General features: G+C 40.2%; 13 protein-coding genes and 1 pseudogene. 6 read left to right on the top strand and 8 right to left on the bottom strand.

The features are described from left to right. Positions 1-39: 39 nt before the first annotated feature. Positions 40-3,420 (bottom strand): alkaline phosphatase, encoded by a 3,381-nt coding sequence (locus tag NOS7524_RS15435; protein ID WP_015139412.1) that lies wholly within the window; start codon positions 3,418-3,420, stop codon positions 40-42. A gap of 538 nt (positions 3,421-3,958) precedes the next feature. Further along, positions 3,959-5,509, bottom strand: a complete 1,551-nt coding sequence (locus NOS7524_RS15440) for a mechanosensitive ion channel family protein (RefSeq protein ID WP_235622349.1) — start codon at positions 5,507-5,509, stop codon at positions 3,959-3,961. Between NOS7524_RS15440 and NOS7524_RS29515 the strand changes: the two genes are divergently transcribed. The 4 genes and pseudogenes from NOS7524_RS29515 to NOS7524_RS15460 form a co-directional block, all read left to right on the top strand. Further along, the gene (locus NOS7524_RS29515; protein WP_235622350.1) at positions 5,478-6,077 is read left to right on the top strand and encodes a hypothetical protein; all 600 of its coding nucleotides are present in this window, start codon (positions 5,478-5,480) and stop codon (positions 6,075-6,077) included. The two genes, NOS7524_RS15440 and NOS7524_RS29515, sit on opposite strands and share 32 nt — an antisense overlap. A gap of 55 nt (positions 6,078-6,132) precedes the next feature. Then, the gene (ahcY, locus tag NOS7524_RS15450) at positions 6,133-7,410 is read left to right on the top strand and encodes an adenosylhomocysteinase (RefSeq protein WP_015139414.1); all 1,278 of its coding nucleotides are present in this window, start codon (positions 6,133-6,135) and stop codon (positions 7,408-7,410) included. Between the two features lie 509 nt (positions 7,411-7,919). Beyond that, entirely contained in the window at positions 7,920-8,567 is a 648-nt protein-coding gene (locus NOS7524_RS15455; protein ID WP_144050874.1) for a hypothetical protein, read from the top strand. A 15-nt stretch (positions 8,568-8,582) separates the two neighbouring features. Then, a pseudogene (locus NOS7524_RS15460) lies at positions 8,583-9,026 on the top strand (tyrosine-type recombinase/integrase); the annotation flags it as partial. 9 nt (positions 9,027-9,035) lie between these two features. On the opposite strand, the gene NOS7524_RS15465 reads toward NOS7524_RS15460, so the two are convergent. The 4 genes from NOS7524_RS15465 to NOS7524_RS15480 all read right to left on the bottom strand — a co-directional run bounded on the left by NOS7524_RS15465 (position 9,036) and on the right by NOS7524_RS15480 (position 10,761). Continuing rightward, positions 9,036-9,344: a hypothetical protein gene (locus NOS7524_RS15465; protein WP_015139415.1), complete on the bottom strand. Its 309-nt coding sequence runs from the start codon at positions 9,342-9,344 to the stop codon at positions 9,036-9,038. Positions 9,345-9,356: 12 nt separating this feature from the next. After that, positions 9,357-9,659 (bottom strand): hypothetical protein, encoded by a 303-nt coding sequence (locus NOS7524_RS15470; RefSeq protein ID WP_015139416.1) that lies wholly within the window; start codon positions 9,657-9,659, stop codon positions 9,357-9,359. 209 nt (positions 9,660-9,868) lie between these two features. Continuing rightward, entirely contained in the window at positions 9,869-10,063 is a 195-nt protein-coding gene (locus NOS7524_RS15475; protein ID WP_015139417.1) for a hypothetical protein, read from the bottom strand. A 329-nt stretch (positions 10,064-10,392) separates the two neighbouring features. Continuing rightward, positions 10,393-10,761 carry a hypothetical protein gene (locus NOS7524_RS15480; protein ID WP_144050875.1) on the bottom strand — a complete coding sequence of 123 codons (369 nt, stop codon included), beginning with the start codon at positions 10,759-10,761 and terminating at the stop codon, positions 10,393-10,395. 74 nt (positions 10,762-10,835) lie between these two features. On the opposite strand from NOS7524_RS15480, the gene NOS7524_RS15485 reads away from it, so the two are divergent. Then, positions 10,836-11,651 carry a hypothetical protein gene (locus tag NOS7524_RS15485; RefSeq protein WP_015139420.1) on the top strand — a complete coding sequence of 272 codons (816 nt, stop codon included), beginning with the start codon at positions 10,836-10,838 and terminating at the stop codon, positions 11,649-11,651. A gap of 239 nt (positions 11,652-11,890) precedes the next feature. Here the strand turns inward: NOS7524_RS15485 and NOS7524_RS15490 are convergent, their stop codons facing one another. Together NOS7524_RS15490 and NOS7524_RS30085 are read right to left on the bottom strand one after the other, a co-directional pair. Next, positions 11,891-13,888: a plasmid replication protein, CyRepA1 family gene (locus NOS7524_RS15490; protein WP_041555348.1), complete on the bottom strand. Its 1,998-nt coding sequence runs from the start codon at positions 13,886-13,888 to the stop codon at positions 11,891-11,893. A 76-nt stretch (positions 13,889-13,964) separates the two neighbouring features. Then, positions 13,965-14,129, bottom strand: coding sequence for a hypothetical protein (locus NOS7524_RS30085; RefSeq protein ID WP_015139422.1), 165 nt, complete (start codon positions 14,127-14,129; stop codon positions 13,965-13,967). A 248-nt stretch (positions 14,130-14,377) separates the two neighbouring features. Between NOS7524_RS30085 and NOS7524_RS31200 the strand changes: the two genes are divergently transcribed. Next, positions 14,378-15,034 (top strand): hypothetical protein, encoded by a 657-nt coding sequence (locus tag NOS7524_RS31200; protein WP_015139423.1) that lies wholly within the window; start codon positions 14,378-14,380, stop codon positions 15,032-15,034. The last annotated feature ends 359 nt before the right edge of the window (positions 15,035-15,393 follow it).

A 15,393-nucleotide genomic window follows, 5' to 3' on the forward strand; every position in this document is an offset into this window, starting at 1 on the left:
TCATCCCACAAAATAAATAATTATTGGTAGATTACTTAACTACACAAACACAAAATTAGTGTTGGCATCCAAGCCAGTCACACCATTGACGATCGCCACAGTTTGACCACCTAAACCAATTTCGGTGTTACCGTTGATGACATTGAGAGTTAAAGTATTGCGAGAAATACCTAAAACTCCAATCACATCCACACCCTTTTCAAAGTCAAGGATGGTGTTAGCACTGGTTGGTAATTCAACATTGGCAATCCAGAATTGATCAGCACCAGCACCACCAGACAGCAAGTTAGCGCCGCCAGACTGGACGTAGAACTCATCATTACCATCACCACCAAGGGCGCGATCGCCACTACCCAGCCTGAAGATATCATCGCCAGCACCGCCAGACATCCGATTACCACCTTTGCCATCGGTAGCATCAAACTCGTCATTACCCGCACTACCAAAGACGCGATCATTTCTGTTGACAAAGATAGTATCGTTACCACTACCTAAATTCACGCGGTTACGACCGGCGATTGGTAAAGATACAGTCTGTGCATCTACTTCATCGTTACCCGCACCAGTAAAGACAGTGTCATTAATACCGTCAAATGGCGCATCAACCGCAGCAATTAAGGTATCAGCACCAGCCGTACCAGCGACTAACTCAGTTTGTTGCTGTGCCGCAGCTACTTCTGGTGTCACACCAAATAGTGTCTGATACATCAGGTCATAAATTCCGGTGTTGTCCACGGTGCTGGGTAATTTATCCGCGTTCATCCCGTAGGCTTTGGAAACAATACTCCCAGGGAAGTCAGGAGTACCTACCCAAGCCACACCAAAGTTACCCATCGGCCCATCTATGCTGTTTGGAGATGCGAATGGTACCCAAGGTCTTTCGGCGCTGGCGGTGCTACCGTTTACCCCATCCAGGAAAGCCCTGTTGTTGTTAGTTGTTGTGGGGTTAACGTTGATAAATGGCACTTCTGGTTGATTATTAGCAAGGTTGGGATTACTAGTGTCAAAGTTACCAGAAGGACGGACATAAGGTGCAAATTGGAACACCTGCAAGCCACCAGCATCACTATCAGCAGCAGTAATTACCAAGGTGTTGGGGTCTTGATTATTGACATAATCCATCGCCACACCAATCGCTGCATCAGCACGTCGTACTGCCTCAATCGTTCCTACAGCATTATTGTTGTTAGCAAAGTTATCTGTACCCTCTTCTTCAATGACGACAAAGAAGCCATCTGGATCTGTAGAAACTATCTTTAAAGAAGCCTCTAACATCTCGGCTACTGTGGGAGCAGTAGCAACATAAAGAGGTAGAGGGTTGTCAGTATTAAGTCCTAGTTGTTCTTCGCGGCGATCGTCAAAGGTGTCTTCAGCAGCAAATACACCAAGGAGCTTAGTAGGTGGGTTATTGCTATTTACCACCTGATTCATTTGCTCTTCAGTGTAAACCACAGTGTAACCCAAGGACTCAGCCAACTCAATTAGGTTGATATTGGGGCGAAACGCTGGGTTGGTTTCTGAGGCATCTATTTCCGCAGTCACATGGAAACCTGTAGTGCCTATGGGCAACATATACAGTTCCCCACCACCCATGATCACATCTGTACCAGAACGGATTACCTGTTCAATAATTTCTGCATACTTATCTCGCGCTCTGAGATTATTACCATCACGGTTGGTAGTTTCCGCCGCAAAGGCTGCCGTTCCTGGTTCTGCCATTTGACCAGATTGAATTAGGGCAGTGGCTTTTCCGGCGGCAATGGCTTCTTCAAGAATGGTGTAACCAGTTTTTCCAGAAGCTGGAGTGATACGAGAGTTATCTTCGTTCAAACCAAAGGATTCATTGAACACCTTCACTCCATTAGCATGGGTGACTGCTCCGGCGTTGGATGTCCCCGTCAACTGGTTTTCCATGTGTCCCAAATAGACACCTGCATTGGTCATCTTATCCCAGTTGAGACGACCATCAGGCCCCTTATCCACATTACGTAGTGCCATAAAGTGCGATGGGCTAGTACCGTCTGGGTGAATAAAGATGACGTTACCTGTTTGTCTTGTGGCTTGTGGCGCGGGTGTGGGTGCTGGATTGCGGGGAGCAAGTTCGGTATTAAACAGAGTTTCATACATCAACTCATAGATACCGGTGTTATCTACCGTTGCCGGTAGTTTGTCGGCATTTAAACCATGAGCTTTAGCGACAATCGAACCGCTAAAGTCTGGTGTCCCAGCCCAGCCCACAGCAAAGTTAAAGACATCACCATTAGCATCGGGTGCAGACACAAAAGGCAGAGTGTTAGCCCCTGTTGTACCGTCTAATGGTACGTTACGGGAAGAGGTAGCGGGGTTATTGTTAATATTGCCGACATTTTGACCCGCAGTGCGAGGATCAACTACTTGTAAACCACCCGCATCACTATCAGCTGCGGTAACTAACAAAGTATTGGGATATTTCTCGATGAAGTCCATTGCTACACCAATGGCTGCATCGGCGCGGCGCACACCTTCTAGTGTCCCAGCCGCATTGTTGTTATTACCGAAGTTGTCAGATCCTTCTTCTTCAACGATGGTAATTGAGCCTTTGCTAAAGTTAGGATGCTTCTCCATCAGTTGTTGGGTAATTTCCAACATCTCAGCGATGGTTGGTGCTGTTTCTCGATAGAGAGGTAATCCGTTCTGTGCTAAGACTTCTTCAGGGCGATCGTTAAAGGTATGGACAGGCGCAAATACACCCAACACTTTAGTTGGTGTTACGGGAGTTATGGTTGTGTCGAGTAAGTTACGCAGTTGTTGCTCAGTATAAACAACGGTGTAACCTCTGTTGATTGCTAGTTGAATCAGGTTTACTGTAGGACGTTGGAGAGGATTGGTACTGATAGCATCATATTGAGCAGCAGTACCGTGGAAGCCATCAGTACCTACAGGTAAAAGGTTGAGTTCACCACCACTGAGGATAAAATCAACCCCAGACTCAATTACTTGTCTGGCAATCTCTGCAGCTTGGGCGCGAGGTACAGTGCGACTACCATTAGAGTTAACAATCTCTTGTGTCTTAGCAACAAAGGCGGCTGTACCAGGCTCAAAGATAGCTCCAGATTGTACTAGAGCTGTGACTTTTCCTGCATCTCTCGCTTCTTCAACAATGGTTTTGTTAGACCCTGAAAGGGAGGTAATCGGTAGATTATTTAGTTCATAACCAAAGGATTCTGCATAGACTTTAGCACCAGTCGCATGGGTGACAGCACCACCATTGGATGTCCCACCCAGCTGGTCTTCCATGTGACCCAGATACACACCAGCATTGGATAGTTGATCCCAATTTAAGCGTCCGTCAGGACCTTCATCTACAAACCGTGCCAACGCGTAGTGAGATGGACTGGTTCCATCTGGGTGAATGAAGATAACGTGATTACCGTTTGTCATAAAACCTCTGATTAACTTGCGTTTTGCCAGCTATTTCTAAGAAAACAGGTTACGTTACAAAATTTTGCAAAGCAATGTTTAAAAGAAGTTTAAGTTTTAATTAATTACAAGGTTTTGCTCTTGAAAATTTATTAGCCATCAACAATACTGTTGCCAAAACAAGACTTACTTTCAATTGTTCACTGTTTTAGCTCACGACTTTACGGGTTACGCAAATATAAATCAAAAGTAAAAAAGATTGTAGAAGGTGTTGATCCGTGTACAAAATAAAAGTTGTGGGCATACTCAATGTAGAGACGAAAATGCGTCTTCTAACCTTGAGAATGCCCTTAACAATAAAGTAAGGTGGGCTTCCCCCTAACTAAACGCCTGTGGACAAGAAGTAGCCGTCTACCTTGGTTGAAACAGGAAGAAATCGCTAAACCAATCAACAAGCTTGAGTAAGTTTAGGTAAGTATTTTGTAGCAGTTATTGTCTCTCACAACGACAACTCAGAAACCATCGCCCTATCTCAAGGTAAGTGAATCTCAGGTCTTATCTACTCGTCGTTGGGTCTGAGGTCGTTTAGTTTATTAACCCAAATGGTTTGTTGAGGTACAGGAATTTCTACTCCGGCTTGGTCGAAGGCAATTTTCAGACGACGACGGTATTCTCTGGCTACGTCCCATTGTTTGAGAGGCTGAGTTTTAATCCAGACGCGAATCATCAAACCGCGATCGCCAAAATGATCTATACCCAAAACTTGCGGTGCTTCCAAAATTTGCCGTTTCCATTGCAAATCTTGATTCATCTTCATCGCCACATCTTTAATGAGATGCAAAGCTTGATCAATATCAGTTTGATAGCCGACAGGAATCGTTAAATCGGCTCTTGACCAGCGACTAGAAAGATTCGCCACCACTTTAATTTCACTGTTGGGGATTGTAATCAAGCGTCCTTCTGCGTCTCGTAATTGGGTCATCCGCAGATTGAGATTTTCTACTAAACCGCCAACATCTCCCACCGCAATCACATCGCCTAAAGCATACTGGTCTTCGATGATGATCAAAAAGCCGTTAATCGCATCTTTAATCAGGTTTTGCGAAGCCAAAGATACCGCCACGCCCACTAGACCAGCACCAGCTAACAAGGGAACAATATCTACCCCAAAGAAAATTAGGGCCATGAGGATACCAACACCTACCCAGATCACAGTCACAATACTTTTAGTTACCCCAGAAAATGTAGAGACTCGTAGTTGTAAGCGTTCAGAAGTTTCTGAGTTGAGTAAAGCACCACTGCTGATCAAAGTAGAGGTGAAGCGGTCAATGAGGGCAAAACTGAGGCGAATGACTACATAAGTTCCCAGAATCACAACTCCCAATTTGAGTGGAATTTGGGCAGCTGTGAGAATCCCTATTTGTAGTACCCGTGTGTAGGGAAACAGACCTAAAACTACAAAACTACCACCGCCCCAAATTCCTGCTTGGGTAATTTGAAATAAACGTTTTTTGACTTCTTGAAAATGCTGATGTTGTTGTTGATTCAGCTGAGTGGTGATATGTTCAGCGTCTTGTGAAACTGGGGAAACAGGCTCTATGGGATCTCGTTTGGTACGACGCTGCCAACTATAAATTCCCCAACTAGCTACGAGCATAGCTACCACAATACCAGCCGTAATTTTACCTTGATTAATAAGAAATCGCGGCTGTCGCTCTCTTTTCGCCCGTTCTAGCCCTGTTTTTAAATTATCAGCAATTTGTTGTGCCAATGTTGCTGGATCTACCTGTTGCAGTCTGGCATCTGCGGTGGTAACGGTCATCAAGTATTTATCATTGACCTCAATCACAGGTAATCCATTAACGGTTCGGGTATCTACTTTAACTTGCTCTGCATCTGAGAGAAAAAATCTTGTACTGATTTGTGACAGATTGTTCTGGATGTTTTGTGAACGATCAGAAAAATTGCTTCTGGATGCGGCAATTTGAAATAATCGGCGACCATCTAAATAAATCCAGTCGGACACAGTTCTGTCATTGGTTTCGTTACTCAGACTGCTGGTTGTTGGCAGTTGAGGTATGAGAGGAATCTGGGCTGTAACTTTCGGCACAGAAACAACTGCGATCGCAGGTTCCAGGCCGATCGCCGCAGATCCACTCACCACGGGTTTAGTACCCAAAAAGCCGGAACTTGTGAGGCAAGAACCTGCTGTTGCTGCTGTTGTCGCCGCCATAGCTATTGTGCATCGAGCGATCGCCCAAAATTGTAAGCGCACTCAAATACCTCCTTTAGCGAAATTTACTGTAGTCTGCTCCTCAAGCCACCTTTCACAATTAACCTGTTACTTGGGTGAATGTACCTATCAAAAGTTAAGTTTTATTCCCATACAGTTAAGTCGGGACATTTTCTTCCTAGAGATAGATAACAAATTAGTTCATCTGTCTTCAGTAATGAGCAGGAGTGTGATTAATCTATTTACTCTTACCAGAAATAAATACAAAAGTAAAAAAGCTAGTTATGAAGAGATGAGGGGGATGGGGGAGATGGTGGAGATGGGGAAGATGAGGGAGATTATATTATTCACGCCCAGTCCCCAGTCCCCAGTCCCCAATCCCCAGTCCCCAGCGCCAAAACTGTCTGGTGATTGCAGCCAAAAATCCTTAGTCATGGCATACTAAAGTAAAGCACGTAATAAACTACGTAGCTTTTTTTACTTTTTTGAGGAACTTGTAAATGACCGCAACTTCTCCCCGATTAAAGCACGAGGTTAAAGACCTCGGCCTCGCTCCTTTGGGAAGACAGCGTATTGAATGGGCTGGACGCGAAATGCCGGTTTTGCGGCAAATCCGCGATCGCTTCGCCAAAGAAAAACCCTTTGCTGGGCTGCGCCTTGTAGCTTGCGCCCACGTTACCACAGAAACCGCACACCTAGCGATCGCACTGAAAGCTGGCGGTGCAGATGCCCTGTTAATTGCCAGTAACCCCCTATCCACTCAAGATGACGTAGCAGCTTGCTTAGTCACCGATTACGAAATTCCCGTATTTGCGATTAAAGGCGAAGATGCACAAACTTATAACCGTCACGTCCAAATCGCTTTAGACCACCGCCCCAACATTATTATTGATGACGGTAGCGACGTAGTGGCAACTCTGGTACAAGAACGCCAACATCAAATCGCTGATTTGATAGGTACTACAGAAGAAACCACAACTGGGATTGTGCGCCTCAAAGCTATGTTTAACGATGGCGTTCTCACTTTCCCTGCCGTCAACGTTAACGACGCAGACACCAAGCATTTCTTTGATAACCGCTACGGTACAGGTCAATCTACCTTAGACGGTATTATCCGCGCTACAAATATCCTCTTGGCTGGTAAAACCATCGTTGTAGTTGGTTACGGCTGGTGTGGTAAAGGGACAGCACTCCGCGCCCGTGGTTTGGGTGCTAACGTCATCGTCACCGAAATCGACCCCATCAAAGCGATTGAGGCGGTGATGGATGGTTTCCGTGTATTACCAATGGCGGAAGCTGCACCCCAAGGTGACTTGTTTATTACTGTGACAGGTAACAAGCACGTTATTCGCGCTGAACATTTTAACGTGATGAAAGACGGTGCGATCGTTTGTAACTCCGGTCACTTTGATATTGAACTTGACCTGAAATACTTAGCTAGTCAAGCTACAGAAATCAAGCAAGTACGCCCCTTCACAGAACAGTATCAACTCCCCAGTGGTAAATCAGTCATAGTTCTGGGTGAAGGACGCTTAATTAACCTAGCTGCGGCGGAAGGACATCCTAGTGCTGTGATGGACATGAGCTTTGCCAATCAGGCTTTAGCTTGTGAATACCTAGTGAAGAACAAAGGTAATTTAGTACCTGGGTTACATTCAGTTCCTACCGAAGTAGACCAAGAAATTGCTCGTTTGAAGTTGCAAGCTTTGGGTATCTATATTGACAGTTTGACTCCTGAGCAAATCGAGTACATTAATTCTTGGCAATCTGGAACTTGATTATTGAGTAGTTGATTTTTATTGGGGATAGGCTGTTGGGCTTATCCCTTTTTTTGTTTATTGCAAAGGGGTAAAAGAGTAAAAGAAGAACGCAATACTTTCTATAATAAAATTTGCTAATGTCAGAGATTAAATCATACTAAAGATTCTCAATATGGGCTGCGAACGTTGTTAACTTCCAGCATCTCCAATGATTCATGCTTCTCTTCTAGGTCACTCTGGAAGGGGTAATTTTTCATGTTTATATATTTAAACTGCAAATTTATTCACTGCTTCATATTTCTTAATATAGGTGTCTTGACTTAATTTGCATAAACTTGCATACTAATAAAGGTGAAAATACTTTTATAGAGTTAATAAATAAGCTAGAAAGCTTGCTCTATAAAGATTCTGGGGTTATAGCTCAGTTGGTAGAGCACTTCAATGGCATTGAAGACTATTCAGCTATATATTCCGCTCTGTATAAGGTTTTCAGGTGTCTCCTGCTGTGGCATAAAAGGCAGGAGTATATGCAAGCTATTACCGTCCGACGTAATGGTGATAATAACATTATCAGGTGGACTTATCAAGGTATAAGATATTCCCTAACCTGGGGTAAATGGAATAACCAATTAGATAGAGCTAGGTTAAGTATCTGTGCCCAGATAATTTATCAGGATTGTCTAGCAGAATTACTAGATACAAGTCTTAATAAATATAGACTTTGGTTGTCTGGAATAGTCACTCCTAATGGTAATGGAAATGGTCACTCTACAGTTAAGAAATTACCCCCAATCACTAAACTATTAGAAGACAGAATTCAAGAGAACTATAACGATGCTGATGCTGCCTTACTCAAGTTAGTAATTAAGTATGGCAAGCCTATCAATACTCCCTCAAATGCTAAAGAATTTATGAAGTGGTTGAGTGATAGAGGGCTTAAGGATACCAGTAAGAAGCGATACCTAGCTATTCTCCAAGTTATTAGGAGAGACTTGTTTGGTGAGATGGAGGTCAAGGTTGCAGAGAAACCTAAGCCCAGACCCTTCACTAAGAATGAGGTTGATAGAATACTCCACTCCCTCAAGAATGACCCACAGTATCACCATTATTATGACTTCATCCTATTCCTCTTCAATTCAGGATGTAGAACCAGTGAAGCTATCGGTCTACTCTAGAGAGATGTTGACCTAACTAACAGACAGATACATATCTATGAATCATTGGGCAGGGGTAATGGTAGCTCTAGTAAACGGGTGAGGAAGTCTACTAAGACTCGTAAGTATAGAATTATTCCAATGAATAATAAACTATATCAAATGTTTAAGGAGAGGGGTCTACAAGACCCAGGAAGCTCTATCTCGAAACTCGATAGAGATTCGAGCCTTGTATTCACCTCTCCAAAGGGAAATGTATTAGACGACCATAACGTGTCTCAAAGGGCCTGGAGGAAGACGCTAGAGAAATTAGGAATTCCTCATAGACCCTTGTATAATACTCGCAGTACCTATGTTAGTCATGCTATCGCTAGTGGTATGCTTCCTGCTGAAGTTAGTAGGATCACAGGTCATACCCTTGAGGTACTGTATGCTCACTACTTAGGTAGTGTCCGACCACCTAACCTACCAGAACTCTAGGAGGAAGGACTATTCCCAGCTTTCTTCTTCCTCTTCATCAGAATCAGTAATGGGAGGTAGATAGCCTGCTTCGCGTAGTAAAGGGTACATTGCTTCTTTACTACTTTCTATTAGGTCATCTGGTGTTACATAAACCCTTATACCTACTCCGTGATCCTCGTACATATTAAGAGACATAACATCACTATCTTTTGTCTCATTGATGTAAGTCTCAATCAATTGCTGGATCAAAAGGAATGTTCTTAACCTCTCCTGGGAATTGGTGTTGGGATTATTCCACTGAGGTAAATAGGCTACGTTATTTATTGCCAGTACCATCTTTCTTCCTCTTTATAGCCCTAAATGTCCAGGATTGGTATAAGGAAGAGCAAGAGGTTGACCTGATCTTCTATTTAATGATGGTATGATAGTATCAGTCATAATACCTAACAGATCTAGTGCTGTCGTCTCCACTAGAACTTCTCCATCAGACCCTGTAAACTGAACCCGACAGGATTCCGGTTCGTCTAGGTAGATCTTCTCCATCGCTTGAGCAATCAGCTTCCTTCCCAGCTCTATCTTCACTAGCTCTAAAAGTTCTAGGTTCTGAGTTAGCTGTGAAAAGCTATTTTGATTTGATGCCTTTCTGGGCATACAATTCTCCTTTTAGGATTTTAACATTACATTTTTTTTGCTCCTACAGTGAGACCCTTCAAATATTCCTCTGAATCTGAGCGAAGGGGATTATGGAAGAGGAACAACCCAGTAAACCGATCCTAGCCCACCAAACTCGGAATGACTACAACTTATTTATGATGCTTATCTATGAATGGAGCTATAAATAATAAGGTTTATTTATGGAACTAAGTTTCTGGTTCTGTCGTCTCATCTTGGTTGCCCTTCATAACAAAGTCAAGTATCAACTCAGCATATTCAGGAAATTCTTTTAAAAGAACTTTAGGATCTTCTCCCCTATTTAATTCATACCTAATTGCTGTCTCTGCTATAAGTTGAGCTAACGATCTACTGCTTGGTACATCCTTCTTCCCTCTAGGCATAACCTATCCTCAACTCTATATAAAGTACCTACTTAGAGATTGTAGATGATTTATGAATTCCTACCATATCTGAGAAGTTATTTATAAACCCCACATATATAAAGAAAGAGGGACTAATTAATTAGTCCCCCACAAGGTTAAAGAGAAATGAAACTTTATTTACTTTTCTGTAGGTTTACTCCTAGGATTCTTTTGTAGCTGCTCTAGGAGTTTCTGTATTTCTAATACTGAGGTCTTTACCTCATTCAACTCTACTTTTAATTTATTTACCTCTTTTAGAACCGCTTCTGCTGTATATATTACTTTAATTGACATATATTTATTATACCTTATTTGATAAATTTATCTTCAATATCTTCTAACTTCTCTTGAATCTTAAGTACCTCAGAGAGTAGAAAGCTTTGCTCTATTTTAATATCTAATACAGTATCTACTAAATCCTCTACAGTGAAGGGAACTAAATCCCCATTTGGATTTCTAACTGAAGCTAGCTCTTCAATATAATCCTCAAATTGATCTAAAGCATCCAGCTCTTTATTAAAAGCATTACATTCATCTACAAACTTACGTCTACCTGATAGGTTGTACTTTAGCTCAGAGAGTTTTGATTTAATAGTTTTAAGCATTTCTTTGTGTCCTTTATTTAACTCTATGTTTCTAATATATATAAAGTCTGATGGTAAATAGTGGGCATTCATCAATATACCCAACATAATTAATTCAGTATTTTCCCTATTGGGATATCTTGTATAAGCGAGTTACAAAGGGGTTAATGTCTCTTAAGCAAGGTAATTCTATTATTATGACCACTGCATCTAAGGCATTTGATTTCTTAAGAATGCTCTCAGTGCTTTTATCCTATAGGATAAATAGGGCAGAAGAATTATTAATATCCAATAACTCTGATATAGCTGTAGGGGAATCTATTAAAGCCTCCATAAAAGAGTTAATTATACCCAACTTAAAGAAACTTCTAGCTTATGTAATTGAGCTAGGGAGTAATACAGAATTAATTAATAAGAGTTCTATGCAATCATTGTTCATTGAACTAAATCAATTAATTAATAATGATATTGCAGATATTAATATACTAAAGAATCTTACTAATGATCAATATATTCTACTTGGTTTAGAAATGATGAATGAAATATATACTGAAATCATACAAGAAATGTTAGGAATACTAAATTATTTAAATAATCAAGTACAACAAGAAATTCAAGAAGTAATTAATCACTTAGATAATTTACATAATAATTCCCCAGAGAAAGCTAATAATTCTAATCAGAATCCTCCCAAATCAACTCCCATACAAACTAAACCAACCCAGCATACCACTACTAATAAAGTTAATAATCAAGCTTCTGTTAAATCAGCTACTACACAGCACCATAATCAGAGTAATGGACTACCTAAAAAGCCTACACTCAAGGATGATGATCACCCTATATATCCTTGGTTAGGTTGTTTGACATTTATATTATTATTTGTATCAGGAATTTATTTATTCTCTTATTTATCAACATTCGTTAATCCTCTTACCCTTTATTTCATTTTAATGTTAATTGGCCTTTTATTTAGGCAATAAAAGAGGGAGAGTTTGCCTCAATTCTCCCTTAAGAAACCTCCTTCTAGTTAATAGGAAGGATACTAAACATCAACTTAATACTTACCTGAATAATAATCTATAAAGAGGGTGGCAACCCTTTATTCTTTATCTTTAAGGATTACTAGAAAGGGGGTTGCCACCTTCACCTTCGGTAAAGATGTCAACACTCATTTAGTGAGGGTTGCCACCTTAAAGAGAGAGGGTTAATTCCCTCTCCCTTAGGCAAATGGATTATCATCTAACTCCTCTTCCTCCTGCCTAGCTCTCTTAGCATCCATTATCTTATTGATTACATCTGCACTATCTTGATTGATATGGTATTCCCTAACTGTCTTACCACTTACCTTCTTCTTCTGTGCTTCTATCTCTATACCTAGTGATTTGAGAACTATCTGGATCAATTGCATAGGTTTCTTGTGGACATCTTTCTGCACTGTGATTCCTAGTAATTGCTTAATCTCACTTTTATAAAGTTTAGCCCAGTCAATTATCTTCGTACACGGCTCTATCTTTTTACCCTTAAGGCATTTATCATATTCAATAAATTCTAAGAAGTATTTTAATATCTCCTGTCTAGTAGCTCTATGCTTCCAATCAACTGCTAACCTCTTAACCTTATCTTCCTCATCCTTCTTCTCTAGCTCTTCTGTATCTGTATTAATCGCAGTCCAATTAGCTACAGCTTTAAAGTATTTATCCTCATCACCTACCACTACTTTTAATAATTCCTCATCCCCTTCTACCAAATCCAATAGTTTATATCTCTTGACCGCTAACCTTTGCTCTCTAGTCAAATTCTCATTATCCTTGAGGTATAGATAATCGAGCGTATTTAATTTCTCAGCATTCAGAACAGCTTGATTCTCCTCTTCTTTAATAGCTGCCCTGGTAGCCTTTAGTTGCTCTTTTATCTCCCTCTCTTCCTCTTCAGTAATGGTACTTTTGTACTCTACTACCTCACCTTCTAACTCAGCCTTCTCCTCAAAGCTCTCAGATAAGTTATTCAAGCTAGCTCTCTCTAATGCTGTTAGCTCACAGCACATATCAAAATATGGTCTTTCATTAACTGTAAATTCCTGAGTAAATGGATTCCATTTATGACTCCATATCTCTCCACCCATTACCTCTAGAATTGATTTAGGCACCATCCCAAAGGTAAACATTTGTAATTCTGCTTTAATTACCTCAGCATCACATTCCTCAAACTGTCTTTTACTGCTAATCCAATACTCCACTTCCTTAACACTTCTAACTCTAGCTGATGCTTGCAATAGGTCAGTAGCAATCGCATACCCAACATCACCAATCAAATAAACCTTCTCAAAATAGGGTGTAGATATATCCATTCCAGTAAACCCACTAGGAGATACAATCACTACCTGATATAACTTCTGTTGATTGTTAACATCCTTCATGAATGCCTTCTGCTTCGCATCCATTGAGTTATCCCCGTGAATGGATAATATCTTATTAGGGCTTATGACACCTCCTAAATCCTTAGCCAAATCCTTAACCCTACTTCTAGTATCACAGGCTACAAATACCTTCTTACCAACCTTAACCTGCTCCCTAAGATTCTTGATTAGCTCTTTATCATTCTCATACTTAACGAAGGTTTTATCTTTAGGGTTCCAGTTGTTCTCTACTAAGGTAATGTCCCCATCCTCTAATCCCATTACCCCTCTGAAGAATTTGATTGTCTCCTCATTCATATCTGCATCTAGGATAATGAGTTGCTTACATTGACTAAGTACAACTTGTAGGGTGGTATATATCTCCTGTCTCTTACTTCTACAAGTCTCTCCCTTAAAGTGTCTGAGCATTTGGGTAGCTTCATCAATCACTACCACTTCTCTATTCTGATAGCAGAACATTAAATTAGAGAGTGAATCTATGCAGATAGCTAGTCTATCCTCAATCAAACTACCTTTGTCTTTATAATAGGCAGTACCTAATCTACCTGCTAATTCTGCTGTCAATAATACCCTATGGCTAATAACTAATAAGCTTGTTTCCTTAAGATTATCTGCTAACCATTTGGTCTTACCCGTACCCTTACCACTTTTAACAACAATCATTCTACTATCTACTCTAGAGAATTGTAAGTATTGTTGATTAAGTGCTATAATATTATTAACTTTATTTTGATTACTTTCTGAGGAGAGTGGGCCGTTCCCCTCTCCTTCTTTATTAAGAATATCCAATACTTGTGTCATAGTCATTTCTCTAACCTTTTATTTAATGATTTATTGTCTTTAATATAAGAAATAAGTAATAGTAAGATGTGGGATTTTATTCGCCAACTTCCTTAATCTTGTCTCTATAATATTGCTCTAGAATGAATCTCACTTGAGCTGTTGCTGACCTCTCATTATTAGCCGCATCTCTCTTAATTGTATTATATAAATCAATAGGCATTCTGACAGGGAATACAGGGTAATCTGGGTTATTTGCCATTAGTTAATTTCCTTATTTATATCTCTCTATATATTTAATATAGCTAGTGAATTAGTATTTGGCCACTCCTTTAGTCTTATTTTAAATAAATATTTCTTATCAGTGATACCTATTAGGAGGTTTTGTGTTAAATATATCTTATGTAATAATCTGTCAATCCCTCCCAAGGGGGAAAATTTATATAAATCTCTTATAAATTTAACAATTAACTAGACAAACTTCTTATATGTAATCTCAACTAATTTATTATGAGTAAAGATCGCATAACTTCAACTTATAAGCCCGGTCAAGGTGATCTTGGGTGGTCTCAAGTGCTACACAACTCACCACCCCTACTAAAGAATTCTCCAGCAGCTATTATACAGGGCGCTATTGAATTACTCAGACATAAAATTGAATTATTCCTATCACTACATACCACCCTTCAATATGATTTAGATTACCTACTTAACTACCTTGATAGAAACATCTTTACTCTAGCTTCCTTTTGCTATTTAAAGGCAGATACAGACAAGCATTTACTACCTTGTGAAGCCTTAGATTGGTTGAGTAATAGGGTAGCCGAATTAGAGAAAGAATTAGGTAGCTGTCCAGATTTCCTTTACCATAAACACCCTAAGTTAGTCTGTTTGGATGGTGTTAGGATTCAGGTTAGAGAACTAGAAAGAATCTATATTAGTTGGAGGTATAGCACCGAGATAATCACACACCTACTGGTCAATCCTCAACTAACCTATAAAGTAAACTATCATTCAGCAATCCTTAATCGTCTCTCTAGCTATCTATTCTGGACTATTAGGAAGGAAGGTACCCTACTGCGATCTAAAGGGTTAGATATTGAGGAGAGGTATTGGTTATCTCAGGTAGAGGATTTTAATCCTCCAAAGGAATCTCTATTGACGTAGGAGATAGAAGCCCAATTCTTCTATCGAAGAATGAGATAGAAGCCTTCTAGTCAATAGGAATGATTAATTAACCCAATCAATAAAATTAATAATTAATCAAACCTATATAACTTTAAAAGGTGGCAACCCTTTATCCTTTTATATACATTTTACTAGAAGAGGGGTTGCCACCTCCACCGAAGGTGGAGATGTCAACACTCACTTAGTGAGGGTTGCCACCTCTACTTAAGGTGATTCATTCTTTCTATTGTCCCATCCCAACCCTTCTAGTTAGAGGGGGATGATTACTTAAACTCAGTATTGAACTATCCTAATCAATTAAATAATAAAGTTAAAAGGTGGCAACCCTTTATTCTCTA

It is taken from the genome of Nostoc sp. PCC 7524 (assembly GCF_000316645.1).
Taxonomy (GTDB): Bacteria; Cyanobacteriota; Cyanobacteriia; order Cyanobacteriales; family Nostocaceae; genus Trichormus.

Excerpts from the sequence above, each read along its gene's own strand:
- NOS7524_RS15435 (WP_015139412.1), bottom strand. The coding sequence starts at position 3,420 with ATGACAAACGGTAATCACGTTATCTTCATTCACCCAGATGGAACCAGT.
- NOS7524_RS29515 (WP_235622350.1), top strand. The coding sequence starts at position 5,478 with ATGAGAGGAATCTGGGCTGTAACTTTCGGCACAGAAACAACTGCGATC.
- ahcY (WP_015139414.1), top strand. The coding sequence starts at position 6,133 with ATGACCGCAACTTCTCCCCGATTAAAGCACGAGGTTAAAGACCTCGGC.
- NOS7524_RS15455 (WP_144050874.1), top strand. The coding sequence starts at position 7,920 with ATGCAAGCTATTACCGTCCGACGTAATGGTGATAATAACATTATCAGG.
- NOS7524_RS15465 (WP_015139415.1), bottom strand. The coding sequence starts at position 9,344 with ATGGTACTGGCAATAAATAACGTAGCCTATTTACCTCAGTGGAATAAT.
- NOS7524_RS15470 (WP_015139416.1), bottom strand. The coding sequence starts at position 9,659 with ATGCCCAGAAAGGCATCAAATCAAAATAGCTTTTCACAGCTAACTCAG.
- NOS7524_RS15475 (WP_015139417.1), bottom strand. The coding sequence starts at position 10,063 with ATGCCTAGAGGGAAGAAGGATGTACCAAGCAGTAGATCGTTAGCTCAA.
- NOS7524_RS15480 (WP_144050875.1), bottom strand. The coding sequence starts at position 10,761 with ATGAATGCCCACTATTTACCATCAGACTTTATATATATTAGAAACATA.
- NOS7524_RS15485 (WP_015139420.1), top strand. The coding sequence starts at position 10,836 with ATGTCTCTTAAGCAAGGTAATTCTATTATTATGACCACTGCATCTAAG.
- NOS7524_RS15490 (WP_041555348.1), bottom strand. The coding sequence starts at position 13,888 with ATGACACAAGTATTGGATATTCTTAATAAAGAAGGAGAGGGGAACGGC.
- NOS7524_RS30085 (WP_015139422.1), bottom strand. The coding sequence starts at position 14,129 with ATGGCAAATAACCCAGATTACCCTGTATTCCCTGTCAGAATGCCTATT.
- NOS7524_RS31200 (WP_015139423.1), top strand. The coding sequence starts at position 14,378 with ATGAGTAAAGATCGCATAACTTCAACTTATAAGCCCGGTCAAGGTGAT.